The organism is Mycobacterium sp. E1214, from assembly GCF_001666755.1.
Classification (GTDB): domain Bacteria; phylum Actinomycetota; class Actinomycetes; order Mycobacteriales; family Mycobacteriaceae; genus Mycobacterium.
This window is the reverse complement of sequence record NZ_LZJC01000161.1, coordinates 17061-31995: the sequence shown is the minus strand read 5'-3', so window position 1 is coordinate 31995 and position 14935 is coordinate 17061. Positions and strand designations below refer to the sequence as shown.

At 67.9% G+C, this 14935-nt stretch carries 14 protein-coding genes and 1 pseudogene; 10 read left to right on the top strand and 5 right to left on the bottom strand.

The annotated features are described in order from the left end of the window. Positions 1-80, top strand: a pseudogene (locus tag A5700_RS27110) (DUF503 family protein); the annotation flags it as partial. Here the strand turns inward: A5700_RS27110 and A5700_RS22380 are convergent. After that, positions 52-594 carry a hypothetical protein gene (locus A5700_RS22380; RefSeq protein ID WP_068205027.1) on the bottom strand — a complete coding sequence of 181 codons (543 nt, stop codon included), beginning with the start codon at positions 592-594 and terminating at the stop codon, positions 52-54. The pseudogene A5700_RS27110 and the gene A5700_RS22380 overlap by 29 nt on opposite strands. A gap of 334 nt (positions 595-928) precedes the next feature. Here A5700_RS22380 and arc point away from each other — a divergent pair, with 334 nt between their 5' ends. Next, complete coding sequence (gene arc / locus A5700_RS22375; protein ID WP_068066943.1) at positions 929-2758, top strand: proteasome ATPase; 1830 nt, start codon at positions 929-931, stop codon at positions 2756-2758. Positions 2759-2814: 56 nt separating this feature from the next. On the opposite strand, the gene A5700_RS22370 is transcribed toward arc, so the two are convergent. Next, a complete protein-coding gene (locus A5700_RS22370) occupies positions 2815-3408 on the bottom strand; it encodes a hypothetical protein (protein ID WP_068066942.1) in 594 nt (197 codons plus the stop codon). 84 nt (positions 3409-3492) lie between these two features. Next, complete coding sequence (locus tag A5700_RS22365; protein WP_068066923.1) at positions 3493-4665, bottom strand: hypothetical protein; 1173 nt, start codon at positions 4663-4665, stop codon at positions 3493-3495. 85 nt (positions 4666-4750) lie between these two features. Here A5700_RS22365 and dop point away from each other — a divergent pair, with 85 nt between their 5' ends. From dop to prcA, 4 genes are all read left to right on the top strand, one after another. Beyond that, the gene (gene dop / locus A5700_RS22360; protein ID WP_068066920.1) at positions 4751-6259 is read left to right on the top strand and encodes a pup deamidase/depupylase; all 1509 of its coding nucleotides are present in this window, start codon (positions 4751-4753) and stop codon (positions 6257-6259) included. Positions 6260-6366: 107 nt separating this feature from the next. After that, positions 6367-6561 carry a ubiquitin-like protein Pup gene (locus A5700_RS22355; protein WP_068066918.1) on the top strand — a complete coding sequence of 65 codons (195 nt, stop codon included), beginning with the start codon at positions 6367-6369 and terminating at the stop codon, positions 6559-6561. Beyond that, the gene (gene prcB, locus A5700_RS22350; protein ID WP_068066915.1) at positions 6558-7448 is read left to right on the top strand and encodes a proteasome subunit beta; all 891 of its coding nucleotides are present in this window, start codon (positions 6558-6560) and stop codon (positions 7446-7448) included. The genes A5700_RS22355 and prcB overlap by 4 nt, the downstream gene beginning before the upstream one ends. Continuing rightward, positions 7445-8164, top strand: a complete 720-nt coding sequence (gene prcA / locus A5700_RS22345) for a proteasome subunit alpha (protein ID WP_068066912.1) — start codon at positions 7445-7447, stop codon at positions 8162-8164. Before prcB ends, prcA begins: the two co-directional genes overlap by 4 nt. Positions 8165-8192: 28 nt before the next feature. Here prcA and A5700_RS22340 read toward each other — a convergent pair whose 3' ends face one another. Together A5700_RS22340 and A5700_RS22335 are read right to left on the bottom strand one after the other, a co-directional pair. After that, the gene (locus A5700_RS22340; protein ID WP_068066908.1) at positions 8193-8981 is read right to left on the bottom strand and encodes a DUF4436 domain-containing protein; all 789 of its coding nucleotides are present in this window, start codon (positions 8979-8981) and stop codon (positions 8193-8195) included. Between the two features lie 246 nt (positions 8982-9227). After that, entirely contained in the window at positions 9228-10475 is a 1248-nt protein-coding gene (locus A5700_RS22335; protein ID WP_197502752.1) for a cation:proton antiporter, read from the bottom strand. A 534-nt stretch (positions 10476-11009) separates the two neighbouring features. Between A5700_RS22335 and pafA the strand changes: the two genes are divergently transcribed. The 4 genes from pafA (at position 11010) to tatA (ending at position 14896) form a co-directional block, all read left to right on the top strand. Then, complete coding sequence (gene pafA / locus A5700_RS22330; protein WP_156671380.1) at positions 11010-12368, top strand: Pup--protein ligase; 1359 nt, start codon at positions 11010-11012, stop codon at positions 12366-12368. Positions 12369-12555: 187 nt separating this feature from the next. Next, positions 12556-13554 carry a YafY family protein gene (locus tag A5700_RS22325; protein ID WP_068066898.1) on the top strand — a complete coding sequence of 333 codons (999 nt, stop codon included), beginning with the start codon at positions 12556-12558 and terminating at the stop codon, positions 13552-13554. After that, entirely contained in the window at positions 13551-14522 is a 972-nt protein-coding gene (locus A5700_RS22320; protein WP_068066895.1) for a YafY family protein, read from the top strand. Before A5700_RS22325 ends, A5700_RS22320 begins: the two co-directional genes overlap by 4 nt. Before the next feature lie 95 nt (positions 14523-14617). After that, a complete protein-coding gene (tatA, locus tag A5700_RS22315; protein ID WP_068066892.1) occupies positions 14618-14896 on the top strand; it encodes a Sec-independent protein translocase subunit TatA in 279 nt (92 codons plus the stop codon). The last annotated feature ends 39 nt before the right edge of the window (positions 14897-14935 follow it).

The window sequence follows — 14935 nt, the reverse complement described above, 5'->3', positions numbered from 1 at the left end:
CCGAAAAGATACCGGTCGTGCGGCCGGTCGTGGCCGAGCTGCGCCGAAAGTTCAGCGTGGCGGCGGCGGAGACGGGTTCGCGGGGGGGGACTGGCCCAGGGACAACAGCGTTTCCGCGGTCTGCCGCGACAGCTGCCAGCCGCCCTGGAACGGCGTGAACAGCATCGGGAAGGTGAAGTTCGCGTTGTTGGCCTGCGCGGTGTGGACGACGATGGTCGCTTTCACGTCCGCCGGGTTCTTGTCCGACCACCCCACATCGTTCGCGGTGAACGTCATGGGCAGGTAGCCGTTGTCGCGTAGCGCGTTGGTGAACTTGTCCAACGAGCCGGCGCTTTCCGGCGTCGCGCCCTCGACGAGGTTGACCTTGCTGCTACCGGGAATGCTCGGGTCGGCGAGTCGGCCGAGGACCTCGGTCAGCGCTTCCGGCGCTGGCGGGGGCGCGGTCGGCGCCGCGGTGAACTGACCGGAGGTGACCGGGGGCACCACGGAGGCGGGGGGTGCAGCCCTGTCCTTATGGTGACTAGAACACGCCGCGAGTCCGACGGCCGCCACGGCGGCGGTGGCGGCAAGAGCTAGAGAGAGGTGTCGGTGCATCCAGTGGGTCAGCCGGGCGGAGCGCCGCGGGTTACTCCCGGCGCGCGCGGCGATTCGGCGGGTGCGGGGCAGGTGCTGCCGGCGGGTGCAAGTGAGTTCACACCGGCGCCGGCCGCCTCGGCGGACAGGCCATGGGCCGGAGCCGTGGCGAGGCTTTTTCCGGTCACTCTGGCACCTTCCGAGGCCCTTTGGATCAACGCGATTAGTGGCCGAGATTACCAGGGAGACGAAAATCTTAACTTTTCGTGGGTAATTGACTCCGCACATCATTCGGCAATCGCCGGTAGCTTTGAAGTATCCGCCGCACCAATTCGGTGTGGGAAAGGAGCGCAAGATGGGTAGCTCAGAGCGTTCTGAAGCATTCGGGACCCCTAGCGAGTCGAACATGTCCAGCGGCGATGCTGCCGAGTTGGAACAACTGCGTCGCGAAGCAGCGCTGCTGCGCGAGCAACTCGAGCACGCGGCCGGTGCGCATGGTGGCGCCCGCTCCGCTCGCGATGTGCATCAGCTCGAGGCGCGCATCGACTCGCTGGCCTCCCGCAACTCGAAGTTGATGGAGACCCTCAAAGAGGCCCGCCAGCAACTCCTCGCCCTGCGCGAGGAGGTCGACCGGCTGGGGCAGCCGCCCAGCGGCTACGGCGTGCTGCTCGGTTCGCACGAGGACGACACCGTCGACGTGTTCACGTCCGGACGCAAGATGCGCCTGACGTGCTCGCCGAACATCGACGTCTCGCTGCTGCGCAAGGGTCAGACGGTGCGGCTCAACGAGGCCCTCACCGTGGTGGAGGCCGGCACGTACGAGTCGGTGGGCGAAATCTCCACGCTGCGTGAACTGTTGGCGGACGGGCACCGCGCCTTGGTGGTCGGCCACGCCGACGAGGAGCGCATCGTGTGGCTCGCCGAGCCGCTGGTCGCGGAGAACCTGCCCGAAAGCATCCCCGACGGGCTCAACGACGACACCCGGCCGCGCAAGCTGCGGCCCGGCGACTCCCTGCTGGTGGACACCAAGGCCGGTTACGCCTTTGAGCGCATCCCCAAGGCCGAGGTCGAGGACCTCGTCCTGGAGGAAGTGCCGGACGTCAGCTACCTCGACATCGGTGGCCTGACCCGCCAGATCGAGCAGATCCGCGACGCCGTCGAGCTGCCGTTCCTGCACAAGGAGCTGTACCGCGAGTACGCGCTGCGTCCGCCGAAAGGCGTGCTGCTGTACGGCCCTCCCGGTTGCGGAAAGACGCTCATCGCCAAGGCGGTCGCGAACTCGTTGGCCAAGAAGATGGCCGAGGTGCGTGGCGACGACGCCCGGGAAGCGAAGTCTTACTTCCTCAACATCAAGGGCCCCGAGCTGCTCAACAAGTTCGTCGGCGAGACCGAGCGGCACATCCGGCTGATCTTCCAGCGTGCCCGCGAGAAGGCCTCAGAAGGCACCCCGGTGATCGTGTTCTTCGACGAGATGGACTCGATCTTCCGGACCCGCGGCACCGGTGTGTCGTCGGACGTCGAGACGACGGTCGTCCCGCAGCTGCTCAGCGAGATCGACGGCGTCGAGGGTCTGGAGAACGTCATCGTGATCGGCGCCTCCAACCGCGAGGACATGATCGACCCCGCCATCCTGCGGCCCGGACGTCTCGACGTGAAGATCAAGATTGAGCGCCCGGATGCCGAAGCGGCGCAAGACATTTTCTCGAAGTACCTGACCGACACGCTGCCCGTGCACGCCGACGATCTCGCCGAGTTCGGCGGCGACCGCTCGGCCTGCATCAGGGCGATGATCGAGAAGGTCGTCGAGCGGATGTACGCCGAGATCGACGACAACCGGTTCCTGGAGGTCACCTACGCCAACGGTGACAAGGAAGTCATGTATTTCAAGGACTTCAACTCCGGGGCCATGATCCAAAACGTCGTCGACCGGGCGAAGAAGAACGCGATCAAGTCGGTGCTGGAGACCGGTCAGCCCGGTCTACGCATCCAGCACCTGCTGGACTCGATCGTCGACGAATTCGCCGAGAACGAGGACCTGCCCAACACCACCAACCCCGACGACTGGGCGCGGATCTCGGGCAAGAAGGGCGAGCGGATCGTCTACATCCGCACCCTGGTCACCGGCAAGTCCTCGAGCGCCTCGCGGGCCATCGACACCGAGTCCAACCTGGGTCAGTACCTGTAGGCAGTCGCACGGCTCAAGCCCCGCCCACCACGGTGTGCGGGGCTTGAGTTTCGGGCTCAGCTCACCAGCGAATAGCTGTTGGTGAGGTTGTCCTGCAACACCTCGGCGGCCTGCGTCCTGGTGTCCACCCGCAGCTCGTCGGTGAGCACCCGCGGTTGATAGGTCCAGCCGGCCGGTAACTCCAGCCGGTCGGCCAGGCCGGGGAGGTCGCGGCGGGACAGGTTCGGGTCGGCGACCTGACTCCACGTCTGCATCACCCAGTGCCTGCCCCGGGGGTCGATCAGCTCGTAGATCTCCTGGCCGGCGTTGAACACGAAGACCGTGTGGCGGTTGACGTTGTTGGCCAGGTAGGGCGCGGGATTCATCGACGACAGCAACACCGTTGCCTGCAGGATCATCTCGATACCGCCGAAGTTCTTGGTGATCCGCGGACCCCGCGTCTCCTTCTCGATCGCGTTCATCAGCCAGTAGCGCGGCCCGTTGAGCAGCGCCGCGGCCGCGCCGTGCTCCGCGGCGATGGCGTGCGCGTCCAACGCCGACCACAGTTCGGCGGGACAGTCGTTGAGCGGGAAGCTGTTGTAGACGTTGGCCTGCGGCCCCGCCTCGCCGGGCGTCACGAGAAGGACTTCGCCGTAACGCTTCCCGCACAGATCGGGTGGCTGCTCGGCGGCCGCGCGGGGAGCGCTGCCGAATGCGGGTGCACGGTCGGGCTCGGGGGCGGACACAGGGTGAAGTTAGTCACTGGTATCGGCGCCGTCAACAGCAACGGTCGCCTGGCGGTAGCGAGTACGCGCCGCCAGCGCGACGCGCAGGTCCGCGAGCAGCGGGTCCAGGAACATCGCGCGGTATTCGGCGTCGTCGACCGCGCGGGCGCTGATGTACATGAACGTCAGCGCGCCCAGAAACAAGCACATGTGGATCAGCGAATCGGGCGCGGGAAAGGTCAGGCCGAACACCGTGGAGGTGGTGGAGCCGGTGTGCGTCCATTCCTTGAGCAGCGGCGGCGTCAGAATGATCAGCCCGAGGATGAGATACATGGTCGCGCCGACGGCGGCCACCACCACGATCTCGATCAGCTGCGAGGTGGCCAGCAGAAACACCACGTTCAGCCGCTCCACCCGCCGCAGCGGTGCGGCGCCGCGAGTATCGGGCATCGCCGCGAACGGCGTGCCGTCGAGGTCGACGCTGTCTTCCGGTGGCGCCGCGGGTGCCCTGAGCAGCGGCCTGACCCGTTCGACCGTCTTGGACACGACGAACGCGCTGGCGATGCCCAGCAGGAAAACGATTGCCAGAGCCAGTCTTTCGCCGCCGATGTTGGCCGCCATCAGCCAGACGTAGGTGTTGAAGAACACTAACGCGGTCAGCAACACGATCGGCAGTGCGCGGACCGCCAGCGTGCCGACCGTCGACAGGTGCTCGATCGTCATGCGCACCGCCCACGCGAGCACCGACCCGACGCCGCAGCCGGCCATGAGCAGCACCGCGGCGACGATCACCGCGTGTCGCAGCAGCGGTAGCGGTCCGGACTCGATCAGGCCGCACCCGACGGCGCAGCCGACCGCCGCGGTGGCGGCGACCGCCCGGGTGCGCCCGCCCGACACCCGCGACACCAGCCAGCCGGTCAGGGCCGCCATCGGAAGCGCCGCGACCAGCAACGCCAAGATCACCCACTGCGTCGTCGTCGGCGTGTTCTCGATGAAGACATCGTTGCCGTCACTGACGAGGAAAACGCCCAGCAGGCACGCCTCGACCGCGGCCCACGCCGACAGCACGGGGGCGCACCGCGGCCACAATCGGCGCCACCGCCCGCTCGGGGTGAGCACCGACGGCAGACCCCGCGCCAAGAACCACTGTTCGGCGGCGGCCGCGCGCTGACGGTCCGGCGCGCGGCGCCGAGTTGCGTCCACCCGGTCACCCTAGCGGCGTGGCGACCGCTGGCCGGCCGTTTCACCCTGCGCGAGGGCTGCTCGTCGCTCGGCCTACGCTGGTCGCATGCAACGGATTATCGGGACGGAGGTCGAGTACGGCATCTCGTCGCCGTCCGACCCGACCGCCAACCCGATCCTCACTTCGACTCAGGCGGTGTTGGCCTATGCGGCCGCCGCCGGGATTCAGCGCGCCAAGCGCACCCGGTGGGACTACGAGGTGGAGTCGCCGCTGCGCGACGCCCGCGGTTTCGACCTGAGCCGCTCGGCCGGCCCGCCGCCGGTGGTCGACGCCGACGAGGTGGGCGCCGCGAACATGATCCTCACCAACGGCGCCCGGCTCTACGTCGACCATGCGCACCCCGAGTATTCCGCCCCGGAGTGCACCGACCCGCTGGACGCGGTGATCTGGGACAAGGCCGGCGAACGGGTCATGGAGGCCGCCGCGCGGCACGTCGCGAGCGTGCCGGGGGCCGCCAAGCTGCAGCTGTACAAGAACAACGTCGACGGCAAGGGCGCTTCCTACGGGTCGCACGAGAACTACTTGATGTCTCGGCAGACGCCGTTCTCCTCGATCATCGCGGGTCTCACCCCGTTCTTCGTGTCCCGCCAGGTGGTCACCGGGTCCGGTCGCGTCGGCATCGGCCCGTCGGGCGACGAGCCGGGCTTCCAGCTGTCGCAGCGCTCCGACTACATCGAGGTCGAGGTGGGGCTGGAGACCACCCTCAAGCGCGGCATCATCAACACCCGCGACGAGCCGCACGCCGACGCCGACCGCTACCGCCGGTTGCACGTGATCATCGGCGACGCCAACCTCGCCGAGACGTCGACCTACCTGAAGCTGGGCACGACGGCGCTGGTTCTGGACTTGATCGAGGAGGGCCCGGCGCACGGCATCGACCTGGCCGATCTCGCGCTGGCGCGGCCGGTGCACGCCGTCCACGCGATCAGTCGCGACCCGTCGCTGCGGACCGCGGTGGCGCTCTCCGACGGGCGTGAGTTGACAGGCCTTGCGCTGCAACGGATTTACCTGGACCGGGTGGCGAAGCTGGTCGACAGTCGCGATCCCGACCCGCGCGCGTCGCACGTCGTCGAAACGTGGGCGCACGTGCTCGACCTGCTCGAGCGGGACCCGATGGAATGCGCGGAGCTGCTGGACTGGCCGGCCAAGCTGCGGCTGCTCGAGGGCTTCCGGCAGCGGGAGAACCTGAGCTGGTCGGCGCCCCGGCTGCACCTGGTCGACCTGCAGTACTCCGACGTCCGGCTGGACAAAGGGCTGTACAACCGGCTGGTCGCGCGCGGCTCGATGAAGCGGCTGGTGACCGAGCACCAGGTCCTCGAAGCGGTCGACAAGCCGCCGACGGACACGCGCGCCTACTTCCGCGGGGAGTGCCTGCGCCGCTTCGGCGCCGACATCGCCGCGGCCAGTTGGGACTCGGTGATCTTCGACCTGGGCGGCGATTCGCTGGTCCGGATTCCCACGCTCGAGCCGCTGCGGGGCAGCAAGGCGCACGTCGGCGCGCTGTTGGACTCGGTGGACAGCGCCGCCGCGCTGGTGGAACAGCTGACCAGCTAAGTGCCGGTTAGCCGGGGGAACGTCGGGGTTGCCCGGTAGGCTAGGGAAAGACCAGCGGGCAGTGTGGCGCGGCTGTTACACAGGCCCAGATAACGCAGGAGGCGGCGATGGCTCAAGAGCAGACCAAGCGTGGCGGTGGTGGCGGTGACGAGGATGACGTCACCAGCAGCACGGCCGCGGGTCAGGAGCGCCGTGAAAAGCTTACTGAGGAGACCGACGATCTGCTGGACGAGATCGACGACGTCCTCGAGGAGAACGCGGAAGACTTCGTCCGGGCATACGTCCAAAAGGGCGGACAGTGACCTGGCCTTTCTCCGATCGCCTGTCCTCTAACTTCGCACTTCCGGGCTCGGCCCTGTCCCCGGGCCCCGCTGTAGACCTCTCGTCGTTCGCCGACTTCCTGAGCCGTCAGGCTCCGCAGTTGCTGCCGGCGAACCTCAACGGTGACGCGCAGCCGGGCGCCGGCGCGAACCTGCCGCACGGCACCACCATCGTCGCGCTGAAGTTCCCCGGCGGGGTCGTCATCGCCGGGGACCGGCGTTCGACGCAGGGCAACATGATCGCCGGGCGGGACGTCAAAAAGGTGTACGTCACCGACGACTACACCGCCACGGGGATCGCCGGAACCGCGGCGATCGCCGTCGAGTTCGCCCGGCTCTATGCAGTCGAACTCGAACACTACGAGAAGCTCGAAGGCGTGCCGCTGACGTTCGCCGGCAAAGTGAACCGGTTGGCGATCATGGTGCGCGGCAACCTGGCCGCCGCCATGCAGGGTCTGGTGGCGCTGCCGCTGCTCGCGGGCTACGACATCGACGCGCCCGACCCCGAAAGCGCCGGCCGGATCGTGTCATTCGACGCGGCCGGCGGCTGGAACCTGGAGGAAGAGGGCTATCAGTCGGTGGGCTCGGGGTCGCTGTTCGCCAAGTCGTCGATCAAGAAGCTGTACTCGCAGGTGACCGACTCCGATTCCGCCGTGCGGGTCGCCGTGGAGGCGCTCTACGACGCGGCCGACGACGACTCCGCCACCGGCGGACCGGACCTGGTTCGCGGGATCTACCCGACGGCCGTGTCCATCGGCGCCGAGGGCGCCGTGGAGGTCCCGGAGAGCCGGATCGCCGAGCTGGCCCGCGAGGTCATCCAAAGCCGGTCGCGCGCTGACACTTTCGGGCCGGACGGTGGTGAGAAGTGAGCTTCCCGTACTTCATCTCGCCCGAGCAGGCGATGCGCGAGCGCAGCGAGCTCGCGCGCAAGGGCATCGCCCGCGGCAAAAGCGTGGTCGCGTTGGCCTATGCCGGAGGCGTGCTGTTCGTGGCGGAGAACCCGTCGCGGTCCCTGCAGAAGATCAGCGAGCTCTACGACCGGGTGGGCTTTGCGGCCGCGGGCAAGTTCAACGAGTTCGACAACCTGCGCCGCGGCGGCATCCAGTTCGCCGACACCCGCGGGTATGCCTACGACCGGCGCGACGTGACCGGCCGCCAGCTGGCCAATGTCTACGCGCAGACCCTGGGCACCATCTTCACCGAGCAGGCCAAGCCCTACGAGGTGGAGCTGTGCGTGGCGGAGGTCGCACACTACGGCGAGTCAAAGCCGCCCGAGCTCTACCGCATCACCTACGACGGGTCGATCGCCGACGAGCCGCACTTCGTCGTGATGGGCGGCACCACCGAGCCGATCACCACGGCGCTCAAGGACTCCTACACCGAGAACGCCGACCTGCGTGACGCCACCCGCATCGCGGTCAAGGCGTTGCGGGCCGGCAGCGCGGAGAGCGGCTCGAATGGCGACCAGTCCAGCCTCGACGTCGCCAGCCTCGAGATCGCGATCCTCGATGTCAACCGGCCGCGCCGCGCGTTCAGGCGGATCAACCGCCAGACGCTCGAGGGCCTGCTGCAGGAGACCGACTGACCGGTTGGGGCGGGCGGCGGCGACCCGCTCACGTTTTCGCGTTGGTCGCCTGCCACCACGCCGCGATGTAGAGCAGCATCGACACGACCAACGCGACCAGCACCCACAAGACGATCGTCAGGTCGATCCAGCTGCCGAACGCCGGTGACCCCGGGAGCGCGTTGCGAAGCGGCACCACGGCGAACAGCATCGCCGCGTACCAGGTGGTCAACGGCGATTGGAAGCGCCGTGGATCGCGGAGGGTTTTTATCGCCACGAACAGGCCGACGGCCGCGATCGCGACGAAGATGCACAGGATGACGATCGCGAACAGCATGGTGCTTGCGGACCGCTGAAGTTCGATCTCGTAGGGCGCCAACCGGTTTGCGGTGCTCACCCGGTTGACATTGAACTTCCAGCCGGTCAGTCGGTTGACGAAGGCCACGTCGGCGCGCTCCGGCGGTTGTCCGGTGCCACTGAACAGTTCCACCGTGATGGGGCCGGTGTAGTAGCTGTCGAATGGCCAGCGCTCGACGTCGCGGGCCAAGGTGAGCGGAACCGGGAAGACGCCCGGCAGCATGCCCTTGGACCAGGTGCGCCTGATCGGCGTCGTCGTGGACGTGACCGCCACGGTCAAATCCTGTTTGAGCCCGTCGGTGGCCGGATCCAGTAGGTCGGGTCCGGGCCGGACGACGAGATCGCCGACGAGTTCGCTGTAACTGCTGCCGATGCTCACCACATTCAGGGTGACCGTCGTCCCGCCGGCGGCGGGCAGTCCGTGCACCGAAATCCTCTGTGCGGCGGCGTCGTCGACGTAAAGCACCAGCGATGTGAGCATCGCGCAAGCGACCGCTCCCAGCAGGGCGATGACACCGAAGCGCGTGCGCGGCCACCACCGCCGGCGGCGGCCCTGGGACGGTGCGCGGTCCTCGGGGAATTTCCACGCTGTCTGGGAGGTCCGCGGCGGTGGCCCACCGGACCGGGGAATTCGCTTGCGGATCGGCAGCAGCCGTGGATTCGGGCGCGGCTTCTCTTTGGCCCCTGGTTGAGTCACTGCTTATCTCCTGCGGATGCTGGTGGCCGCTCAGGCGGCCGTTGCCTGTGGCATGGGTGCCGGTGCCACGCGGACCGCGGCGACCCTGGAGATGGCGCGATACAGCGGGGCGGTCACCGCGGTGGTGATAATGGCGAGCGCGCACAACATCGCGAAGGCGTACGGGCCGATCAGGTGCGATTGCAGCCCGACCGTCGCAATGGCGAGTTCGGTGACGCCGCGACAATTGAGCAGGACGCCCAATTCGGCGGACGTTTGATGCGGCCAGCGCTGCATCTTGCCGGCGAGCCAACCCACGGCGATCTTCGATCCGAACGCCGCGACGGTCAGGCACAGCAGGCACAGCAGACCGCTCCACCGGCACAGGTCCGCGAGGGTCTGCAGCGGCACCGAGAGCGCACTCGACACGAAGAACGCGGGAATTAACACGTCGGCGACCGCGCCCAGGGCGTGATGCGCCTTCTCGCTGGCGATCCCGGTGGGAAAGGACAGGCCGGCGATCACCGCGCCGATGGCCGGATGGACGCCGAGGACCTGCGTGGCTGCGCCGCCGACCAGGACATAAGCCAGGATGGCCACCACGAAGGGGGCGGCGTGGATGTCCGTCCTAAACCACCGCCGAATGAGTCGAGGCAGCACCAACACCACGGCCATCAGCATCGCGACGCCCACGCAGACCGCCGGCACGGAGACCGCGCTCAGGTCGGTGGTCACCACGATCAACGCCGTAACCAACGCCCACGCCGTCGCGTCCGTCGCGACGGCGATGCGCAGCGCGACCTCGGGCACCGGCGCCGGGACACCCAGATCCCGAACCAGGAGCACCAGGACGGGAACGGCCGTCACGCTCAAAGCCACACCCACGAACAACCAGACGTGAAGCGGGTTGTGGTCGGGGCCGACGAGACGGTGCGCGAACGGCCACGCTGCGGCGGCGCACACGACGATCGGGATCGCCAGGCAGGGCACCAGCTGCCAGTAGGACGACCGCGCACCGTTGGAGCTGTACGAGCGCAACTCGACGCCCACCATAAACATCAGCAGGAGCAGACCTGCCTCGCCGACCGCCTCGATCAGAGATTTCGAGGTCGCCGAGGTCAGCACCGGCTTCAGCGAGGGCGGGCACACGGCCAGCAGCGTGCCCATCAAAAGTCCGAAGAAGATGACGCCGACAACCGCGGGTTGTTTGATTCGGCGAAACACGTGGCCGACCAGTACCGAGCCGACCAAGACGACGGCCAAGACGATCAGTGCCTGTAAAACGCTGCCGAGCGGCATCATTTCCCCTTAAGTTTTATGGCAAATCGATGTAAATGGCATTTCAATTGGACTGAACTCGCTAAAAGCGAATTTTCAGCAAAAGCATTGTTATCTTGCATTCAAGTCCATTCTGGAAGCGTTCTGCTCGAAGTGGCCTGGTAGTCGGGACGGAGGGCGGCGTCTGGCGAACGTCGACGTTCGGCGCCCAGCGTCGACGGCTTCGATTGCGGTGATGGAATGTATATAGCGACCAGGTTCGTCCGCGTGCAACCGAGCGAGGGCCGTCCACGCGAAAGTGATTAATTGTTAACGATGAGCTTTTGTTCTTAACGTGACCGTCGATTCCTTACGCTTTGTTGACGGCGAGTTCCGAATACGGTCAGTTACAATTCACCCACCGAGGGGACTGCGTTTTCAGGTAAGTCACAGGTTCGTCGGGGCGGTTTTCCAGGTTCGTGTGCAGCGCGACGGTGCGGGGGAGCGTCGGAAGTTGTCGGGCCGTAATCGCGGCTTGAGCACCCATGCGGTCGCACAACAAGTACGCTCGATTGTGTGCAGCGGCGAATCATGGGCATCGAGACCGAGTTCGGGGTCACCTGCACATTCCACGGCCACCGACGGCTGAGCCCGGACGAGGTGGCTCGGTACCTGTTCCGCCGCGTCGTGTCCTGGGGCCGCAGCTCCAATGTGTTCCTGCGCAATGGCGCTCGGCTTTATCTCGACGTCGGCAGCCACCCGGAGTACGCCACGGCCGAATGCGACAGCCTCGTCCAGTTGGTCACCCACGACCGAGCCGGCGAATGGGTGCTGGAAGACCTTCTCGTCGACGCCGAGCAGCGGCTCGCGGACGAGGGCATCGGTGGCGACATCTATCTGTTCAAGAACAACACCGACTCGGCGGGCAACTCTTACGGCTGCCACGAGAATTACCTGATCGTGCGCGCCGGCGAATTCTCCCGCATCTCCGACGTGCTGCTGCCCTTCCTGGTCACCCGCCAGCTGATCTGTGGTGCCGGCAAGGTGCTGCAGACCCCCAAGGCCGCGACGTTCTGCCTGTCGCAGCGCGCCGAGCACATCTGGGAGGGGGTCTCGTCGGCGACCACCCGCAGCCGGCCCATCATCAACACCCGCGACGAGCCGCACGCCGACGCCGAAAAATATCGCCGGCTGCACGTGATCGTCGGCGACTCCAACATGTGTGAGACCACGACCATGCTCAAGGTCGGCACCGCGGCGCTGGTCTTGGAGATGATCGAGGCCGGGGTCCCGTTCCGCGATTTCTCGCTCGACAACCCGATCCGCGCCATCCGCGAGGTCAGCCACGACACCACCGGGCGGCGGCCCGTGCGGCTGGCGGGCGGCCGGCAGGCCACCGCGCTGGACATCCAGCGGGAGTACTACAGCCGCGCCGTCGAACACCTGCAGACCCGCGAGCCGAACGCCCAGGTCGAGCAGGTCGTCGATCTGTGGGGCCGCCAACTCGACGCCGTCGAGAGCCAGGACTTCGCCAAGGTCGACACCGAGATCGACTGGGTGATCAAGCGCAAGCTCTTCCAGCGCTACCAGGACCGCTACAACATGGAGCTGTCTGATCCGAAGATCGCGCAGTTGGACCTGGCGTATCACGACATCAAGCGCGGCCGGGGCGTGTTCGACCTGCTGCAGCGCAAGGGGTTGGCCGCGCGCGTCACCACCGACGAGGACATCGCCGAGGCCGTCGACCAGCCGCCGCAGACCACACGCGCCCGGCTACGCGGAGAGTTCATCAGCGCCGCCCAGGCCGCCGGCCGCGACTTCACCGTCGACTGGGTGCATCTCAAGCTCAACGACCAGGCGCAGCGCACCGTGCTGTGCAAGGACCCGTTCCGGGCGGTCGACGAGCGCGTGAAGCGGCTCATCGCCAGCATGTAGCGCGCCGTTCGTCCCATCGGTCACACCAGCATCGCCGAGGTCGGCATGGGCGAATCGCAAATGCGATAGCGCCCGCGCTAGCGCTCTCCAGAACCGCCTGTGTCCCTCAAAACTGCGACGCATGTGACCTGTGGGGCGTTAGCGAGTCGGTGCGCGCGCCGCTCGGGCGCCATCTAATCTGGAGCAAATGGCGACCTCCAAAGTCGAGCGGCTGGTCAATCTCGTCATCGCCCTGTTGTCCACCCGCGGTTACATCAGTGCGGAGAAAATCCGGTCCAGCGTGGCCGGCTATTCGGACAGCCCCAGCGTGGAGGCGTTCTCGCGGATGTTCGAGCGGGACAAGAACGAGTTGCGCGACCTGGGCATCCCGCTCGAGGTGGGCCGCGCGTCGGCGTGGGATCCCACCGAGGGCTACCGCATCAACCGCGACGCGTACTCCCTACCCGTCGTCGAGCTGACCGCCGACGAGGCGGCCGCGGTGGCGGTCGCGACGCAGCTGTGGGAATCGCCCGAGCTGATCACCGCGACGCAGGGGGCACTGCTCAAACTGCGGGCCGCCGGCGTCGACGTCGACCCGGACGCGCCGGTGGCCATCGCGTCGCCACCCGGGCTGCCCGGGCTGCGCGGCTCGGAGGATGTGCTCGGCGTGCTGCTGGCCGCCATCGACGCCCGCCAAGCCGTGCAATTCGCCCACCGGCCGTCCCGGGCCGAGCCCTACGCCACCCGCACCGTCGAGCCCTGGGGTGTGGTCACCGAGAAGGGCCGCTGGTACCTGGTGGGCCACGACCGCGACCGCGACGCCACCCGCACCTTCCGGCTCTCGCGCATCGGGCCCGACGTCGCGCCCATCGGTCCACCCGGCGCGGTCGCCGTCCCGGACGGCGTCGACCTGCGCAGAATCGTCGCCCAGACGCTCACCGAAATGGCCGCGTCGACGGCGGGCGGGCAGGCGCGGGTCTGGGTCGCCGACGGTCGGGCGACGGCGTTGCGCCGCGCCGGCTCCTCAGCCGGGCCCCGGCGACTGAACGACCGCGACGGCGACGTCATCGAGCTCGACATCCGATCCGCCGACCAGCTGGCGCGTGACATCGCCGGGTACGGCGCCGACGCCGTCGTGCTGGAGCCGGCGTCCCTGCGCGAGGACGTGCTGGGCCGGCTGCGCGCACACGCCGGGAGCGTCTCATGACGCCGGTGTCCACCCGCCTGGTCCGGCTGCTCAACATGGTCCCGTACTTCCAGGCCAACCCGAAGGTCACCCGCGCCAAGGCCGCGGCGGACCTCGGCGTCTCGGACAAGCAACTCGAAGAGGACCTTAACCAGCTGTGGATGTGCGGCCTGCCCGGCTACTATCCCGGTGACCTCATCGACTTCCAGTTCTCCGGGGACACCATCGAGGTGACCTTCTCCGCCGGGATCGACCGGCCGCTCAAGCTCACCTCCCCGGAGGCCACCGGCCTGCTGGTGGCGCTGCGGGCGCTCGCCGACATCCCGGGCGTCGTCGACCCCGAGGCCGCACGCAACGCGATCGCCAAGATCGAGGCCGCCGCCGGCTCCGTCGGCCACGATCTCACCGCGTCGGTGACCGCCGTGCAGGAGCCCGCGCCGGCCGAGACGCGGGCCGCCGCCGCGGTGCGCACCGCGGTGCAGTCCCGGCGAGCGCTGTCCATCGACTATTACTCCGCCTCCCACGACACGCTGACCAGCCGCGTCGTCGACCCCATCCGGGTGTTGTTGGTCGGCGGTCACAGTTACCTGGAGGCCTGGTCGCGCGAGGCCGACGGGGTGCGGTTGTTCCGCTTCGACCGCATCGTCGACGCCACCGAGCTCGACGAGCCGGCGGCCCCGCCCGCGCCCGCGCTGCAGGCTCCGCCGGACACCTCGCTGTTCGACGGCGATCCCTCGCTGCCGTCCGCCCGGTTGCGGCTCGCGCCGTCGGCGTCGTGGATGCTCGAGTACTACCCCATGCGCGACGTTCGCGAATTGCCGGACGGCTCCTGTGAGGCAGTGATGACGTACGCCTCCGAGGACTGGATGACCCGGCTGGTGCTGGGCCTGGGCGACGGCGTCGAGGTGCTGGAACCGCGAGCGCTGGCGCAGCGGGTGCGCGACGCCGCGGCGGCCGCCCTGCAGGCCTACCGGGCTGCCGTTCCCTGACCGGTCCGCCGCACGCACGGCCGCGTCGCGGCGCGGACCCACCGGCAGCGCGCCTCGCTGCGGTAGCATCGGGTGGACGTCTGGAGGTAATCAAAGTGGGCAGTCTTAGTCCGTGGCACTGGGCGATCCTCGCTATCGTGGTGATCCTGCTGTTCGGTGCCAAGAAGCTCCCGGACGCAGCGCGTTCGTTGGGCAAGTCGATGCGAATCTTCAAGTCCGAGCTCCGCGAGATGCAGAGCGAGGGCAAGGCCGACTCGTCGGCGTTGGAGAACAACGCCGCCCCGCCGGCGGCCAACCCCACTCCCGTGCAGTCGCACCGAGTTGACGCTCCCGCGGGCACCGAGCAGGGCCACAGCGAAGCACGCCCGGCCTAGGCCCGTCGCCGCCGCGGTGCCCGAGCGCCCCTGACCGAG

Bases quoted from the DNA above. Each gene is read 5' to 3' on its own strand.
- arc (WP_068066943.1), top strand. From the start codon at position 929: ATGGGTAGCTCAGAGCGTTCTGAAGCATTCGGGACCCCTAGCGAGTCG.
- A5700_RS22380 (WP_068205027.1), bottom strand. From the start codon at position 594: ATGCACCGACACCTCTCTCTAGCTCTTGCCGCCACCGCCGCCGTGGCG.
- A5700_RS22320 (WP_068066895.1), top strand. From the start codon at position 13,551: ATGACGCCGGTGTCCACCCGCCTGGTCCGGCTGCTCAACATGGTCCCG.
- A5700_RS22335 (WP_197502752.1), bottom strand. From the start codon at position 10,475: ATGCCGCTCGGCAGCGTTTTACAGGCACTGATCGTCTTGGCCGTCGTC.
- A5700_RS22325 (WP_068066898.1), top strand. From the start codon at position 12,556: ATGGCGACCTCCAAAGTCGAGCGGCTGGTCAATCTCGTCATCGCCCTG.
- A5700_RS22340 (WP_068066908.1), bottom strand. From the start codon at position 8,981: ATGCTCACATCGCTGGTGCTTTACGTCGACGACGCCGCCGCACAGAGG.
- dop (WP_068066920.1), top strand. From the start codon at position 4,751: ATGCAACGGATTATCGGGACGGAGGTCGAGTACGGCATCTCGTCGCCG.
- A5700_RS22355 (WP_068066918.1), top strand. From the start codon at position 6,367: ATGGCTCAAGAGCAGACCAAGCGTGGCGGTGGTGGCGGTGACGAGGAT.